At 56.8% G+C, this 14,481-nt stretch carries 11 protein-coding genes; 5 read left to right on the top strand and 6 right to left on the bottom strand.

Annotation, left to right across the window (positions count from 1 at the left end; genetic code table 11):
* The first annotated feature begins 10 nt into the window (after nt 1–10).
* Nucleotides 11–3,181 carry a glycoside hydrolase family 3 N-terminal domain-containing protein gene (locus ACQYWX_RS29720; protein WP_431687320.1) on the top strand — a complete coding sequence of 1,057 codons (3,171 nt, stop codon included), beginning with the start codon at nt 11–13 and terminating at the stop codon, nt 3,179–3,181.
* Between the two features lie 109 nt (nt 3,182–3,290).
* Here ACQYWX_RS29720 and ACQYWX_RS29715 read toward each other — a convergent pair whose 3' ends face one another.
* Entirely contained in the window at nt 3,291–4,661 is a 1,371-nt protein-coding gene (locus ACQYWX_RS29715; RefSeq protein ID WP_431687319.1) for an MATE family efflux transporter, read from the bottom strand.
* Between the two features lie 532 nt (nt 4,662–5,193).
* On the opposite strand from ACQYWX_RS29715, the gene ACQYWX_RS29710 reads away from it, so the two are divergent.
* The 3 genes from ACQYWX_RS29710 to ACQYWX_RS29700 all read left to right on the top strand — a co-directional run bounded on the left by ACQYWX_RS29710 (nt 5,194) and on the right by ACQYWX_RS29700 (nt 8,884).
* Complete coding sequence (locus ACQYWX_RS29710; protein WP_431687318.1) at nt 5,194–7,419, top strand: beta strand repeat-containing protein; 2,226 nt, start codon at nt 5,194–5,196, stop codon at nt 7,417–7,419.
* Between the two features lie 100 nt (nt 7,420–7,519).
* The gene (locus tag ACQYWX_RS29705) at nt 7,520–8,638 is read left to right on the top strand and encodes a hypothetical protein (RefSeq protein WP_431687317.1); all 1,119 of its coding nucleotides are present in this window, start codon (nt 7,520–7,522) and stop codon (nt 8,636–8,638) included.
* A gap of 39 nt (nt 8,639–8,677) precedes the next feature.
* On the top strand, nt 8,678–8,884 hold the full coding sequence (locus ACQYWX_RS29700; RefSeq protein WP_127974172.1) for a hypothetical protein: 207 nt from the start codon (nt 8,678–8,680) through the stop codon (nt 8,882–8,884).
* A gap of 1 nt (nt 8,885) precedes the next feature.
* Here ACQYWX_RS29700 and ACQYWX_RS29695 read toward each other — a convergent pair whose 3' ends face one another.
* The 3 genes from ACQYWX_RS29695 to ACQYWX_RS29685 form a co-directional block, all read right to left on the bottom strand.
* The gene (locus ACQYWX_RS29695) at nt 8,886–9,842 is read right to left on the bottom strand and encodes an ABC transporter substrate-binding protein (protein WP_431687316.1); all 957 of its coding nucleotides are present in this window, start codon (nt 9,840–9,842) and stop codon (nt 8,886–8,888) included.
* A 106-nt stretch (nt 9,843–9,948) separates the two neighbouring features.
* Entirely contained in the window at nt 9,949–10,965 is a 1,017-nt protein-coding gene (locus ACQYWX_RS29690) for a hypothetical protein (RefSeq protein ID WP_431687315.1), read from the bottom strand.
* 62 nt (nt 10,966–11,027) lie between these two features.
* A complete protein-coding gene (locus ACQYWX_RS29685; protein ID WP_431687314.1) occupies nt 11,028–12,011 on the bottom strand; it encodes a carbohydrate kinase family protein in 984 nt (327 codons plus the stop codon).
* 187 nt (nt 12,012–12,198) lie between these two features.
* On the opposite strand from ACQYWX_RS29685, the gene ACQYWX_RS29680 reads away from it, so the two are divergent.
* Nucleotides 12,199–12,486, top strand: coding sequence for a hypothetical protein (locus ACQYWX_RS29680; RefSeq protein WP_431687313.1), 288 nt, complete (start codon nt 12,199–12,201; stop codon nt 12,484–12,486).
* 87 nt (nt 12,487–12,573) lie between these two features.
* Here ACQYWX_RS29680 and ACQYWX_RS29675 read toward each other — a convergent pair whose 3' ends face one another.
* Nucleotides 12,574–13,335 carry an SDR family NAD(P)-dependent oxidoreductase gene (locus tag ACQYWX_RS29675; RefSeq protein WP_216735948.1) on the bottom strand — a complete coding sequence of 254 codons (762 nt, stop codon included), beginning with the start codon at nt 13,333–13,335 and terminating at the stop codon, nt 12,574–12,576.
* 11 nt (nt 13,336–13,346) lie between these two features.
* Complete coding sequence (locus ACQYWX_RS29670; protein WP_279500986.1) at nt 13,347–14,360, bottom strand: NADP-dependent oxidoreductase; 1,014 nt, start codon at nt 14,358–14,360, stop codon at nt 13,347–13,349.
* Between the last annotated feature and the right edge of the window lie 121 nt (nt 14,361–14,481).

Here is a 14,481-nt window from a genome sequence, read left to right as displayed (position 1 = left end):
AGGTGACCACATGTACGTATCCAGACGCCTCAAGCTGAAGGCGCTGTCGACCATGATGATTGTCGCGGCGCTGACGGCGTGCAGCAGTGATTCCAACGATAACGACGGTAAAGATGGGCCGGGAACGCCTGACCCGGTAGCCGGCGTTGATTACATCAATACCTTCAGCGATTGGCCGGCCATTCAAAGCGCCATCGCCAAAGACCCGCAAATTGAAGCCAGGATCGCCGAAATCATGGCGACCATGTCTCTGGAAGAAAAAATCGGACAGATGATCCAGCCGGAGCTGCAGCATCTGACCCCGGAAGAAGTAAAACAGTACCACATCGGCTCCGTGCTGAACGGCGGCGGTTCCTGGCCGGGCACGAAAAAGCATGCGACGGTGCAGGAATGGCTGGATATCGCCGATGCGTTGTGGGAAGCCTCCATGGATGAGAGCGACGGTAACGCCGCCATCCCCATTATTTGGGGGACGGACGCGGTGCACGGTCACAGCAACCTGGTGGGCGCGACCCTGTTTCCCCATAACATCGGCCTGGGCGCGGCGCGAGATAAGGATCTGATTCGCAGAATCGGCGCGGCGACGGCGGAAGAAGTGGCGGTGACCGGCATTGACTGGACCTTTGCGCCGACGCTCGCCGTAGTGCGCGATGATCGCTGGGGGCGCACCTATGAGGGTTACTCCGAGGATGGCGAGATTATCTTTAATTACGGCGCCGCTATGGTGGAGGGCCTGCAGGGTAATTTCGATCAGTCGCACGTGGTGGCCACCGCCAAGCACTTTATTGGCGACGGCGGCACGGACAAGGGGAATGATCAGGGCGACAACCTGGTGGACCAGAATACGCTGATCAACCTGCACGGCCAGGGTTATTACTCCGCCCTGCGCGCTGGCGCTCAGACGGTGATGGCGTCTTTCAACAGCTGGCAGGGTGAGAAGCTGCACGGCAGAAAGGACCTGCTGACCGATGTGCTGAAAGGCAAGATGGGCTTTGATGGTCTGATCGTGTCCGACTGGAACGGCATTGGTCAGGTGGATGGCTGCACGGAAAGCAACTGTCCGCAGGCGGTCAATGCGGGCATAGATTTGTTTATGGTGCCTTACAAAACCGACTGGAAGGCGTTCTATCAAAACACCATCGACTCCGTAAACGCCGGCGCCATTGAGGTGTCGCGCATTGATGACGCCGTGGCGCGCATTCTACGGGTCAAACTGCGCGCAGGTCTGTTTGATAAGCCCAAGCCCTCCCAGCGCGCTCTGGCGGGGAAAGTGGAAGTGCTGGGCTCCAGCGAACACAGGGAACTGGCGCGGGAAGCGGTGCGTAAGTCGCTGGTGCTGTTGAAGAATAAAAACGGCATCCTGCCTCTGAGCCGGGACGCCCGGATTCTGGTGGCGGGCAAATCCGCGGACAGTCTGTCCAATCAAAGCGGCGGCTGGACCATTTCCTGGCAGGGAACCGGTCTTAATGAAGCCGAGGACTTTCCCGGCGCGACCTCCATCCTGAAAGGCATTCAGGATGTCGCTTCCAATGTGACTTACGATGCGGACGGCGGCGACGCTGATCCTAACCTGCACGACGCAGCGATTGTTGTTATCGGGGAAACGCCCTATGCGGAAGGCGTTGGCGATCTTGAAGGCGCCAAGACGCTGGAGCACGCTCGCAATTATGCGCAGGACCTGGCGGTGCTGGAAGCCATCCGCAACGCCGGCGTGCCGGTGGTGACGGTCTTCCTGTCCGGGCGTCCGTTGTATGTGAATAAAGAGCTGAACCGCTCCAACGCCTTTGTCGCCGCCTGGTTGCCGGGCAGCGAAGGCGAGGGTGTAGCGGATGTGCTGTTCGCCAAAGCGGACGGCGGCGTCAACAACGACTTCGTTGGTAAGCTGTCTTACTCCTGGCCAAACTCGCCCTGCCACACGCCATTGAATAAAGGCGACGCCAGTGATGCGCTGTTCGCCTACGGTTATGGACTGAGCTATCAGGACGCCGACAGTCTGGGCGACGATCTGAGTGAGGCAAGCCAGGCCTTTGGTTGCGATCAGAGCGATCCTGGCGATGGCGGAACCACCAACGTGAATCTTGATCTGTTCACCAGCGGACAGAATCAGGGTGACTGGGTCATGCGCATCGGCGGTCCTTCCAACTGGGGCGGAACGCCAGTCAGCATGGACCCGGCGGTGACCACGGCGCTGGAAGGAAATGAAGTGAGCGTCTCTACCGAAGACGGCTCCATTCAGTTCAGCGCCAAGCGGGTGAAATGGACGGATGTGGGCCAGATCTACATGCAGGCCACGGAAGACAACAAAGGCAAGGATCTGACGCCTTACTACAATTCAAAAACGTCGGTGAAATTCCGGGTTAAAGTGAATGAAGCGCCTGCTGGCGACGTTAATCTTTCGCTGCATTGCGTCTACCCCTGTCTGGGAGAAGTAGCGGTTGGCGACTTTATGCGCGGCCTGCCGGTGGGTGAATGGACGGAAGTGAGCATTCCTTTCCAGTGCTTTGTGGACGACGGCCTCGACTTCAGCAACGTCAATACGCCATTCCTGCTTTACTCTGGCGGCGCCATGGATCTGTCTTTGGAAAATATCCGCTGGGAGCCGAATACCGCTGCGGACACGCCGGATTGCAGCAGCTTCGCGCAGGAAAATGTCGCGCTGACGGAAACCACGGACGTGTATACGGATGGCGTGACGGACACCGAATTGTTCGCTCAGCCCGGCGTGTGGGCGGTCTCTTCCTGGGACCCCTATCAGGAAGACGCCAGCTTCGTGACCCTCGACGCGGCGCTTGCTGACAGTGCGGGAACTGTTGTGGACGCGCAATACGGCGCTCCGGCGGTGGAGCATGCAGCGAAAGGCGTTGTGCTGTTCAAGTCCGCCAAGCCGCTAAACGTTTCCGCCCTGAGCAAGCTTACTTTCGATGTAAAAGTCATCGATTTCGCCGCATCTACCGGATTGATGGCGAAAGTGAATTGCGGCGCGGATTGCGGCACGGGTGATATCGCTATTCTGGACAGCTCCGCCGCGCTGAATGTCTGGCATCCGGTGGAGATTAACTTTGCGGACTATGATGGCCTTAACACTGCGGAAGTGACTTCGGTTCTGGAGATTCTGCCAGTGTGGGATTCAGAAATGCGCAATGTGCATTTCCAGGTGGATAACGTACGGCTGGTGAAGTAAGTCCTGTGCAGTTATTTACCTGATATGACTATCTGAGCAAGGCGCGACAGGGATGCACGCACCAAAAAAAGCCCGGTCTCCCGGGCTTTTCTTTATCAAGACAGGCGCATCAGGCGGGAACTTCCGCCAAGCCGCCTTCGTCATTGTCGTGGCGGATGCCTTTGCTGCGCCACTTGCCAGTGCGCCAGCGCCACAGGTTGATGATCGCCCGCAGGGATTCATCCACGACAAAGCACATCCACACGCCCAGCATGCCGTAGCCCAGATCGAGCCCGACCCAGAACACGAAAGGAATCACCGCCCACATGAAGATCATGCTGTTGACGGCGGAAAAGCGGGCGTCGCCCACCCCTTTCAGGCCCATGCCGGCGATTATGTTCACCGCTCGCGCTGGCTCCATGATGATGCAGGCCGCCAGCATCCACTTGCTCAGCTCGATAATCTGCTGATTATCCGTGAACAGGGTCAGCAGGCTGTCGTAGATCCATACAAACATCAGCATGTTGATGAAAGCGAAGCCGGATGCGTAGGCCACTGACTTCCAGAAGATGCGGTTCACCTCTTTGAAGTTTTCGGCGCCCATGAAGTGCGCCATCAGAATCTGGCTTCCGGCGCCCAGGGCGAAGGCGAAGGTGATTTCCACCACCAGCACCCGCAACACATAGGTGTTGGCGCCCATCGCCTCCAGCCCCAGACTGATCACCGCCATGGATACAACTATCTGCTGCACGGTGTAGCTGAACGGCTCCATCGCCGACGGAATGCCGATTTTCAGAATCGGACGCATTACGCGGCGAATCGGGCCGGACATGCCTTTGAAGCGGAAACGGATCTTCATCGGACCATGCACCACCCACATTACCAGCAGCGCGCCCACCGCGAAGGAAATCGACGTCGCCATGGCGATGCCCAACAAGCCCATCTTGGGCAGCCCGAACCATCCCAGGAAGAACGCTGCGTTCAAAATCACATTGAGCGCGTTGGTGGCCAGCGCGGTGGCCATGTTCCAGTGGGTCATGCCCCGGGACGCCAGAATAGAGGCGTAGGAGAAACGCACAGCGATGCAGAAGAAGCTGAACGACACCGCCAGAAGATAAGTCTCCGAATGCGCGTTCAACTCCGGCGTCATGCCCAGCCACAAGCCGACGCGGTCGGCGTAAATGAAGCTGACGATAAACATCAGCAGCCCAAGCAGGCTGCTGATGCCGATGTTCGCCATGTAGGTCGGCAAGATATGCTGCGTTTGCTTCGCACCCATGTATTGCGACGCGACGCTGGTGCCTGCGGTGGTGAACATCGGGATGATGAAGAACCCCAGCAATAACACTGGCAGTAGCACGCCAACTGTGGCGGCGACTTCATCCGAGATACGACTGAGGAAATAGGCGTCGGCGAGAAACACCAAACCGCCGGTTATTTCTTCAATAAAGATTGGCCATGAAAGCACCCACAGGTTGTGGGACCTTAATTCGTGGTTCATTGATTGTATACCCTGGCTATAAGCCTACAACTGGCCTGCGGCGCAGAAAGAGCGCAATCCCGGTGTTAAACGGGGAGATTCGAAGACCTATTTGTTTCTGTCAGAAAAATATTAGTAAGGGCGTCGCTGATGATGTGCGTTACGCGTAATGCGCCTGAGCGCGATCAATATCAGCCGGCCTGGAGCGTTCTTCGTCAGGCGACGAGAGGAATGTTTTTAGTTTGCATGGATACCAGGCCTCCATTGGGGTTGGAGTTGAAGAGAGCTGGTCAATATACACCCGAGATCAAAAAATGCCAATAGCGCTAAACACTTACGCAGGGCCTTAAAAACTGGTAACAAATAGTCACGAATTATCCCGCCAGCCAGGCGTTCCGTCAGGTCTGCTGTGCTTTACTTAATTACTGCGCCCTATGCGAATTTGGCTCGGAGGCAGATTTGATCTGGTCATATTGGAAGGGGGATTCCGGCGCTGGCGCAGGCGGAAGTTAAACGAAAAATTCACAGGCTACGGCTATCGCGAGGAGGAAACATGTCCAAATTCGATAGGTTCAAGAACAATCTGACGCCTCTCATGCTGGCGATCGCTCTGACTGCATGCGGCGGAGGCGGTGGCGGCGGTGATGACGACAGCGGCGGCTCGACCAGCGTCACACTGAGCGGCGCGGCTTCCAAAGGCATTATCATCGGCGGCCTTGTGCGCGCCTATCCGGTGATCAATGGCGCGGTGGACACCTCCAACGTTTTGGGCCAAACCACGACTGGATCGGACGGAACTTACAATTTGACGTTGAGTTCCGGTTACAGCGGGCCTGTGGTCGTACGCATAACGCCAACGACCGGCACGCTGATGCGTTGCGATCTAAGCGGAGGATGCGGAAGCGGTGTCGCCTTTGGGCAGGACTACGCTCTGACGGACAGCGGCTTTGCGCTGAATGCAGTGGTTCCCACGGGCTCATCGAATATATCGGTCAACATAACGGTGTTGACGGATGTCGCCACCCAGGTGGCGCTGAAAGATATCACTATGGGCGGCGCCACCAGCGCGTCTGATATCCAGGCGGCGGTGACGGCGGCGAATTCGAAGGTGGCGAATCGTTTTGGCGTGGCGGGCGACCTGACCAAAATTGCGATAGTGGACATCACCAATCCGACGGCGGTGGCCGCCGCAGGCCAGGGCGGGGTCAAATACAACACCCTAAGCGCAGCCATTGTGCAGGCGGTGCAGGGAGATTCTCCTGGGCTCAGTATTGAGCAGGCGGTAGCGGCCTTTGCAGAAGATTTCGCTGATGGCGGCATCGCGGACAAAGCGGACACTGATGGGACGAAGACGACGCTGCAGGAAATCCTGGCGAGCACCTTGGATATTCTGAACGCCGCAGTGGCGGCGGATGAATCAGGCGATTTGGACCTGGGCGGCCTGATCACCATCATCACCGCGGAAGAGAGCGATGTGCAGAACAACGGCTCCACTGATGAATCTGAAGGCGAGGCCAGCGATACCGCCAACGCGACGGAATTAGCTCAGGCCAAGGCCATGGTGCAGGAGATTCGTAATCTGGGAACCGGCATGCTGTTGAGCACTGCAGATCGGGTGTCAATAGAGGCGTTTGCAGACCAGATCGCCGCCGCTACCTTTGCTACGGATGACAATCTCTCTGAAGTGCTGGACGTCATGGCGATCGCGCTGGAGCAAATCGCGGCGTCTTACATGGCCTTTGCGGAAGACGGCTCGACGGATGGCTCTCCGATAGTGACCGTTAATATCGTGAGCGGCGGGGCTTCATTTACGGTAAACACCACGATTGAAGGCGTCGCCGTATCGTTGACCGCCACGGACCTTTCCACCATCAATGTGGGCGATGAAGTGGAAACGCCGATTTCCGGCGGCACAAACACCACTCAGGCAATCAGCGCGCAAGTGAATTTCTCTATTCTGGGCGCCGTGGAGTCCAGCTTGGTATCTCTAAGCGTGAACAGCGGCAGTAGCGTCATGGTCACTTTGTCCTACACCAGTGACGAAGATGATACCGCTAGTGGCGGGACATCTACGACCGTACAGGATGAAGACTTGGATCTCAGTAACCTCTCTTTGGGATTGAATGTGACGCTGGCTGAGAAGGGAGTAGGAAATCCGGTTTCTTTCACCGGAGCGATGAGTGCGACTTTATCGGCGTTTTCCGCAGATATAGACGAGACGGATACCCAGACCAGCAGCACCTATGAAGAGAGTTGGATGGAAAGTTACACCGCAGGAACGTTTGCGATGACGTTGAGCGGTCAGTTCAGTAACGCCACAGACTCATTTTTCGCATCGCTGGCGCTGAATGCGAACGCCACGGGCGTAACCCTGAGCTGCGAGGGCTCTATGTCAGGCGGAACATCCTCGGAAACCTGTACGGATGAGAACGGATCGACCTATGTAGACGCTGACGCCACCCTCATATTCAAAGTGACGGTCAATGGCGTCGCTGACGCCATCAGCGTGAAGTTGATCGTGGATCGCACCGGCCTGGAATCCGGACAGGCGACCCTGGAACTGAAGTATGGCGGCGTCACTCTGAATGCGGCCGTCGATTCCGTCGCGCAGACGCTCACCGTCACCAACCAGGATGGCGTCACACTGTCCGTGGCGGAAGGCTCCGATGATAAAGTGACTGGAACCATCACTAACAACGGAACCCAATACGCCACCATATCTGAAGTGAGTGGCGTGGTGTTGGTGCGCTTCAGCGATGGTGACTTTGAATCGTTTTAAACTAAGCTGAATACAGTATGTGAAACCTAAAGGGAGGCTTGTCCTCCCTTTTTAACGCTTGGCGCTTGCGAAACGAATCATTAAAAACGGAATCTGGCTTTTGTCTGATTATGGAAAACAGCTAAGGCGTATTACGCTGATTGGCGCGCTGGGTTGCACGCTGGTCTATGGGGAGATGGTTGCGGCGAGCGATGACGACTGGCGGCTGTATACGGAGGTGGAAAGCTTTTCCTACAGCAATGCGGCGCCGATTTACCAAATCGCCCATGACCTGAAAGGCGATCCCGTGGCCCGGGGCGATGTGGCGTACACACATGATCATATCGAGATCGGCGCCGAATATCGCAACTTGAGCCTGTCCTTCGTCGAGCGTTACGACTACTACCTTGAATTCAGTCCCGACGCTGCGGAACTGATATACCTCTACAACAATGACCTGCCGCATGAAAGCGACGCCCACTATGACCTTTACCTGGCGGCGAACCAACTGCGTGCGAAAGGCGTTAAGCTGGGTTACCGGTTTGCATTGACGGAGGCTTTCAACGTCAAGTTGGCGCTTTCCTACTTTCGTGCGGATGAGCTGACGGAGGGCTATCTGCGCGGCTATCTGGATACGCCGGACGCTTCACCCACAGGCGAGTTGGAGCTGGATTACGCCTATACGGAAGACCACCTGCTGGACCGACCTCCAGAAAACGTCAGCGGCGATGGGTTTGCGGTGGATCTGTATCTGCAGTGGCGGCCTCACCCGCAGTGGGAGACGCGACTGGCGCTGGAAGATGCGTTCAATCGCATATACTGGGATCGCGCGACGGCGACGGTCGCCCGCGCTACCTCCGACACCATTGATTATGATGAAGACGGCGCTTTGGACGTGTCGCCGGCGTTGAGTGGTAATGAAGGCTATCGCGATCATGTGCAGGAGTTGCCGTTGCGAGGGTTTTTATGGAGCGAATATCACCTGAACGATGCGGTCAGTCTGGGCGCTGGTTGGCGGCGTCACGATAAGTCCGACCTGGGTCTCATAGGGGCCGCCTACCGTTTCAATGAGAGGCTGACGCTGGGAGGTCGCTATTATTTCAACGCGGACGCCCTCAATCTCAACCTGCAGGTTTATGACCTGTATCTTGGCGTGACCATGGATCGTCTGCAATGGAAGCAGGCCAAGACCTTAGGGCTGAGTCTGTGGTGGAGTTATCGTTTCGGTGGCGCCAGATAGGATTTAATGAGACCCTCGGGTTTTGATCAGGAGTGGTTCATGCTTTCCAGACTGGTCAGCCGCGCCTACCGGCTCAGGCTGTGCGGTGTGTTGCTGTTTTTATTGTATCTACTCAATCTTGCGTTGCCTGAGGAGGCGACTCAGTCCCCGCCTGGATGGTTGATTGCGCTGTATATTTTCGGTTGTTCGATATCAATGGTGTTCGCCATGGATCTGTTTCGCTGGTTTCAGGGCGACCGCGATTAATTCAGGGCTTGGGCAGCGGCTGCAGTAGTTTGACGCCGGTGTCGGTGAACGCCGGTATGGGCTTTCCTTTAATCAGATCCAATGCCCTCTGCACCGCCAGATAGCCCATATACTCCGGATTCTGCACCACCAGATTACTGATTTCTCCCGCATACATCGCCGCTTCCAATTCCTCCGTCTGATCGAAGCCGATGAAGCCAAACCGCTTTGATGTACCCGCTTGCCGAATCGCCACCAGGGCGCCGACAGTTGTGGATTCATTGGGTGTGAACAGGCCGTCGATGGTCGGCAGTTCCTTCAGCAAGCGCAGCATTTCGCTGCGCGCGGCGCCGCGATCGTCGCCGACATACGGAGCGGCGGCGATGTGGATCATATCGTACTCCATGAGCACGTCCAGAAACCCCTGTTCCCGCTGATCCGTCGAGGAGTTGCCCGCCCGCAGGCGCAGCAGAACCACATTGCGCTTCTCGCTCAGATCGAGGGTGGTGAGCAGGGCGCGGGCGGCCAGTTGGCCAGCGGCGTAATTGTCGGTGGCCACCAGCCCCTGGTGGGCGTCGCCGGCGAGATCGGAATCCACCACCAGCACGGGAATATTCCTGGCGCGGTATTGAGCCACACTGGGGCCCAGATCTTCGGCGGAGTTCGGCGCAAGAATCAGGACGTCCGGCGGCGTTTGACTGAGGTGGTAAGACAGGATCTGTATCTGTCCCGCAATGTCGCCGTCATCCTTGGTGCTGCGATGCAACAAGGTGACGCCGGCCTCGTTGGCGGCCTTTTGCGCGCCCTGATAAACCTGTCGCCAGTAGGCGTTGCTCTCGCCTTTTAGCACAAGCAGAAGTCTGGGCTGGTGGACGTCAGCCTGGGATAACGGACTGGCGATGAGCCACACTAACGCCAGCAGCGCGGCGCAAACTCTGAAATATCGGACAGCTCCGGGCGAACGGAGTACGGAAGGCATAAATCTGGTCGGTTTGTTGGATTTATTAACTTTAAGTTTAGACGGGCTTTCGCAATAGCCAATGAAAAAGGGCGGCAGCGCCGCCCTTAACGTTCGGCAAATGGCATTATTTGCGGCTCATTTGCTCGGTAAAGGCGTATTCCCGGGACTGGGTTTCAATCAGATCCTGCACCAGGGCCAGAACCACCGCGATGGCTTTTTCCACGCCGGAATTGTGCTGGGAAAGCTGTTGCTTGATCTCTTCGTCGGCGTCGTGATAACCCAGAGCGGGTCGACGCACCGGATGCTCGCCAAGAAACAGAGCGTGACGCAGGCGATACAATTCTTTGAAGCAGTCCGCCGATTCAGGCGGGCGCCCAAGAACCAGAGTGACCCGCTCGCGTAGGTGCAACATGTCTTCGTCGCTGCGGGCGCCCATCAGCATTTCCAGCTGGTTAGCGACCAGCATGGCGGTGCGGGCGCCGTAACGATAGCGTTGCTGGGCGATTTTCAGCATATCCACCAGGACTTTGTTGGCGGTGGAAATCGCGGTATTGCGATGGCTGGTTCCCAGCATCTCGAACCAGTCCCAGACTTTCTCAAAGCTTAACTGGCCGATGCGCGGCCAGCCGTGGTCCACGGCGCTTTGATTGGCGTCATAGAACGCCTTGGAGTCAAAGTCCTGCGCCTCGAAACGGTGCGCCTGCTCGCCGAGGAATTGGGTCGCCAGGAGCTGACAGGAGCCCGGCAGCGCGATATTCATGCCCAGCATCAGCTGTTGGATGAATACGCTGGCAGTGTGATAAATGGAATAGGGCGCGGTCAGGTCGTTACGGGCCACCACTTTCAGGCTCAGCGTGGCGCTCAGGCTGACGCTGCTGTCTTCGGCGTGCTTGCGGCGATAGTGATTGAAACTGCCAGAGCTGTCCTTGGCTTGTTGCAGGGCGCGAACCATGTCTGACGCGTCCAGAGAAATATCGTATTCGCCGAGCTTGCCGCGATAGGGGTCTTCCACCTTGAAAGGACGATCCTTGAAGAAACCGTCAATCTGACGCCATAAGTCGATGCACAACGCCGTCTCTTGTTCGCCGCCGCTGGGAACCGCGTTTTTGACTTCCAATTGAATCGTTTCTGTGCTTTGCATTAAAGAGGCTCCACTGTCGTGCTGTGCGCTGTCGGGCGCGTCATTCGGACGCCGCCGGCGAGTTATAAATTCAGTGTTTCAATATCTCTACGGGTTCTGGCTGCAATATCCCGTAGCTCCGCTAATGGTAACAGCTTTTCCTTGGCGCCTTTATGTTGCAGGACAGATTCCGAATTGGTCATGGCGTAGTGGAGAGCTGTGGCGGTATTCTCGCCGAGAATAATAGCGGCGGTAAAGGTTGCGGCGAAGGCGTCGCCGGCGCCGGTGGTCTCCACTACCTGCAGGTCGGGCAGTGGGCGCGCATAATATAAATGCTTGCGATCATAGACATATGCCCCTTCCGCGCCGTCCGTGATGGCGAAAATGGCCGGCGGCAGCTTCGCCAGCTCTGGAATCAGGTCGGGAACCGATGGCGACTTGAAGAAATTGAGTCCGAGGAATTTACAGGCTTCTTCTTTATTCATGACCAGAATTTCCACCCGGTCGATCAACTTCGACAACTTGGCGTAGCCCAACTCCGCCTGATAGTTACTGGGATTGAAGGCCAGCTTGAAGCCGTTGCCGGCGACCAGGTCGCAGACGGTCTGGAAACTCTGCTCCAGCATGCTCGACAGATATACCCAGCGGGTCTGGAAGGGCTGAATATCCGCCGTCTCAAGGTGATCGTTAGCTCCTTTGTAGGCGAGAATGGAGCGGTCGTCCTTGATGCTGTTGAGGATAACGGAAAAGCCGGTCTGTCCGCCTCGGGCGCCTATGAAACTGATATGTTCCTCGTGCAATTTATTCAGCACGAAATCGCCATTGGCGTCATCGCCGACTTTGCCCAGAAAGCCAGTATTCAGCCCCAGCCTGGAGAACGCTACCGCGGTATTGGTGCCGCCGCCGCCAGTGGTGGTTCTGAGCTCTTTGATTAAAAGTTTACTACCTAACGGGAAAGCGATGAGTTCGGAATGTGTGGTGCGCGTGTCGATGCGGATCAGCTCGGAATCCGTGTCGGCGAAGTGATCTACGGTGGCGCTGCCGATGGTGACAACATCAAATGTCATAGGCAATATCCTTAATTATTGTTAGCGGAGTTTCGGAATATTACTAGGATAGCTCTAGCTAACGCTATCTTGCTGACCCAAGTCAAGTGCATGGACGACATCGTTTTTCTGCCTTGGATCAAACTCCCTGTGATACCAAAGAGTATAGTATTTCCGCATGTGGAATAACCTTCGGAGGAGCGGAGCGATGCATGAATTTGAACTGGCGTGCGGGGTCGATGGACTGAACGATTTTCTCGACGCTTTGGGTGGGCAACTGGATGAACCGCTGGCGCAGGATAAAATCGCGCTGGCGTTAGCGGCCCTGGCGCAACTGGGCGATGGGGAAGAAGAGGACATCGAGTTTGATCTGCGCTACCAGGACGCGGTAACCCCGGTCATCATCAAGGCGGCGGTGACCCATAATGTCGGTCCGCGGCTGGTGTTCGCCACGCCCTCTGAGCCCCTATTCGAGGCGGCGCGCCGATTGGCGTAACCGCCTCGTCATGATCCTTCAACATCCGGCGTCGCTCGTCACGCTGACGAACGACGCTGGCATATCAATGATGGAGCAGATGAGACTTCAGGCGGTCAATCCGCCATCCAGCGCCACCGCCTGTCCAGTCATGAAACTGGATTCATCTGAACATAGCCAGGCGATCATACGTCCTATTTCCGCCGGCTCGCCCAACCGTTGCATCGGATTGGCGCGCACTACCTTAAGCGCCTTCTTCTCGTCCATCGCCTGCAGCGCGCGTTGCACCATCGGCGTGTTGATAAAGCTGGGACAGACCGCGTTGATGCGAATGCCGGAGCTGGCGTATTCGACCGCGGCGGACTTGCTCAACCCCACCACGCCGAACTTGCTGGCGGAGTAGGGTGCGAGCGACGGCGCGCTGCGCAGACCGGCGATTGAGGCGAGGTTGATGATGCGCCCGTCGCGGCGGGGCAGCATGCATTTGATCTGCTCACGCATACACAGGAACACGCCCTTCAGGTTGATGTCGATCACCTGATCCCAGGTTGCTTCGTCGATATCCGCCATCTTCGCGTTGACGTGCTCTACGCCTGCGCTGTTAACGGCGCAATCAAGTCTGCCGCAGACTTCCATCACAAAGGCGTGCAACTGGGCGACCTGCTCCGCCTGGGTGACATCGGCGGCGCAGAAATGCGCCCGGCCGCCCTGATCGCGAATCAATGCGGCGACGGCGTCGCCCTGTTCCGTATTAATGTCGGACAAAACCACTTCCGCCCCCAACTGCGCCAGCAGAAGAGCGGTTTCCTTGCCAATGCCGGAAGCGGCGCCGGTGATCAGAATCACCTTGTCCTGCAGATCGTAAGCCATATCCGCGCTCCTTAGTTATCCGCTACCTTGAGCACCAGCTTGCCGAAGTTGTCGCCGCTGAACAGCATCATCAGCGTATTGGGGAAGTTTTCAATGCCTTCCACCACATGCTCCTTCGCTTTCAGTTTGCCGGCGGCCATCCAGCCAGCCATTTCCATGGCCGCCTTGCCGTAATGTTTGCTGTTGTCGAACACAACAATCCCTTCCATGCGGGCGCGATTGACCAGCAAGGACAGATAATTGGAAGGACCTTTTACCGGTTTGGTGTTGTTGTATTGGGAAATCGCGCCGCAAATGACAATGCGCGCATGCAGATTGATGCGAGCAAGCACGGCGTCCAGGATATCGCCGCCGACATTGTCGAAGAACACGTCGACGCCGTTGGGACATTCCCGCTTCAGACCCGCCATGACATCTTCGTTCTTGTAATCCACTACGCCGTCAAAGCCAAGTTCTTCGATCAGATAGCGACACTTCTCAGTACCGCCTGCGATGCCCACAACGCGACATCCTTTGATCTTGGCGATCTGGCCAACCACCCCGCCCACTGCGCCTGCGGCGCCGGACACCACTACGGTCTCGCCCTCTTGCGGCTTGCCGGTGTCCAACAGTCCGAAATAGGCGGTCATGCCGGGCATGCCGAGGACGCCAAGATAGCGTGGCGCCGGAGCGATGCGCGTATCGACTTTGTGCAGTTCTTTACCGTTGCAGATGGCGTATTGCTGGACGCCCAATGTTCCCACCACCATGTCTCCGGGCGTGAAGCCGGCATGGTTGGAGGCGATAACTTCGCCAACGGCGCCGGCGCGCATGACGTCGCCGATTTGCACTGGCGCAATGTAGGACTTGCCTTCGTTGAGCCAGCCGCGCATGGCGGGATCAAGAGACACGTATTGAATTTTCACCAGTACTTCATCAGCGCCTGGCTGCGCGACAGGTTTCTCGCAGAATTCCCAGGTATCGTCGCCGGGTTCGCCCACTGGTCGCTTGGCCAGACGATATTGCTTATTAAGCAGTTCGCTCATGGATGTATTACCTTTATTGTTGATTGCGTCTACTGTGTTTCAGATAGCCTTTTGGATTTTTCAGCGTCGCACATGGCGTTGAGGATTAACACTGGCGTATATGACATAAAATAGGTTGTTT

The organism is Hahella sp. NBU794 (assembly GCF_050749805.1).
GTDB lineage: Bacteria > Pseudomonadota > Gammaproteobacteria > Pseudomonadales > Oleiphilaceae > Hahella.
Note: the sequence above shows the minus strand (reverse complement) of the source record. Positions and strands in the feature narration are given on the sequence as shown.

Bases quoted from the DNA above. Each gene is read 5' to 3' on its own strand.
- ACQYWX_RS29720 (WP_431687320.1), top strand. From the start codon at position 11: ATGTACGTATCCAGACGCCTCAAGCTGAAGGCGCTGTCGACCATGATG.
- ACQYWX_RS29715 (WP_431687319.1), bottom strand. From the start codon at position 4,661: ATGAACCACGAATTAAGGTCCCACAACCTGTGGGTGCTTTCATGGCCA.
- ACQYWX_RS29710 (WP_431687318.1), top strand. From the start codon at position 5,194: ATGTCCAAATTCGATAGGTTCAAGAACAATCTGACGCCTCTCATGCTG.
- ACQYWX_RS29700 (WP_127974172.1), top strand. From the start codon at position 8,678: ATGCTTTCCAGACTGGTCAGCCGCGCCTACCGGCTCAGGCTGTGCGGT.
- ACQYWX_RS29695 (WP_431687316.1), bottom strand. From the start codon at position 9,842: ATGCCTTCCGTACTCCGTTCGCCCGGAGCTGTCCGATATTTCAGAGTT.
- ACQYWX_RS29690 (WP_431687315.1), bottom strand. From the start codon at position 10,965: ATGCAAAGCACAGAAACGATTCAATTGGAAGTCAAAAACGCGGTTCCC.
- ACQYWX_RS29685 (WP_431687314.1), bottom strand. From the start codon at position 12,011: ATGACATTTGATGTTGTCACCATCGGCAGCGCCACCGTAGATCACTTC.
- ACQYWX_RS29680 (WP_431687313.1), top strand. From the start codon at position 12,199: ATGCATGAATTTGAACTGGCGTGCGGGGTCGATGGACTGAACGATTTT.
- ACQYWX_RS29675 (WP_216735948.1), bottom strand. From the start codon at position 13,335: ATGGCTTACGATCTGCAGGACAAGGTGATTCTGATCACCGGCGCCGCT.
- ACQYWX_RS29670 (WP_279500986.1), bottom strand. From the start codon at position 14,360: ATGAGCGAACTGCTTAATAAGCAATATCGTCTGGCCAAGCGACCAGTG.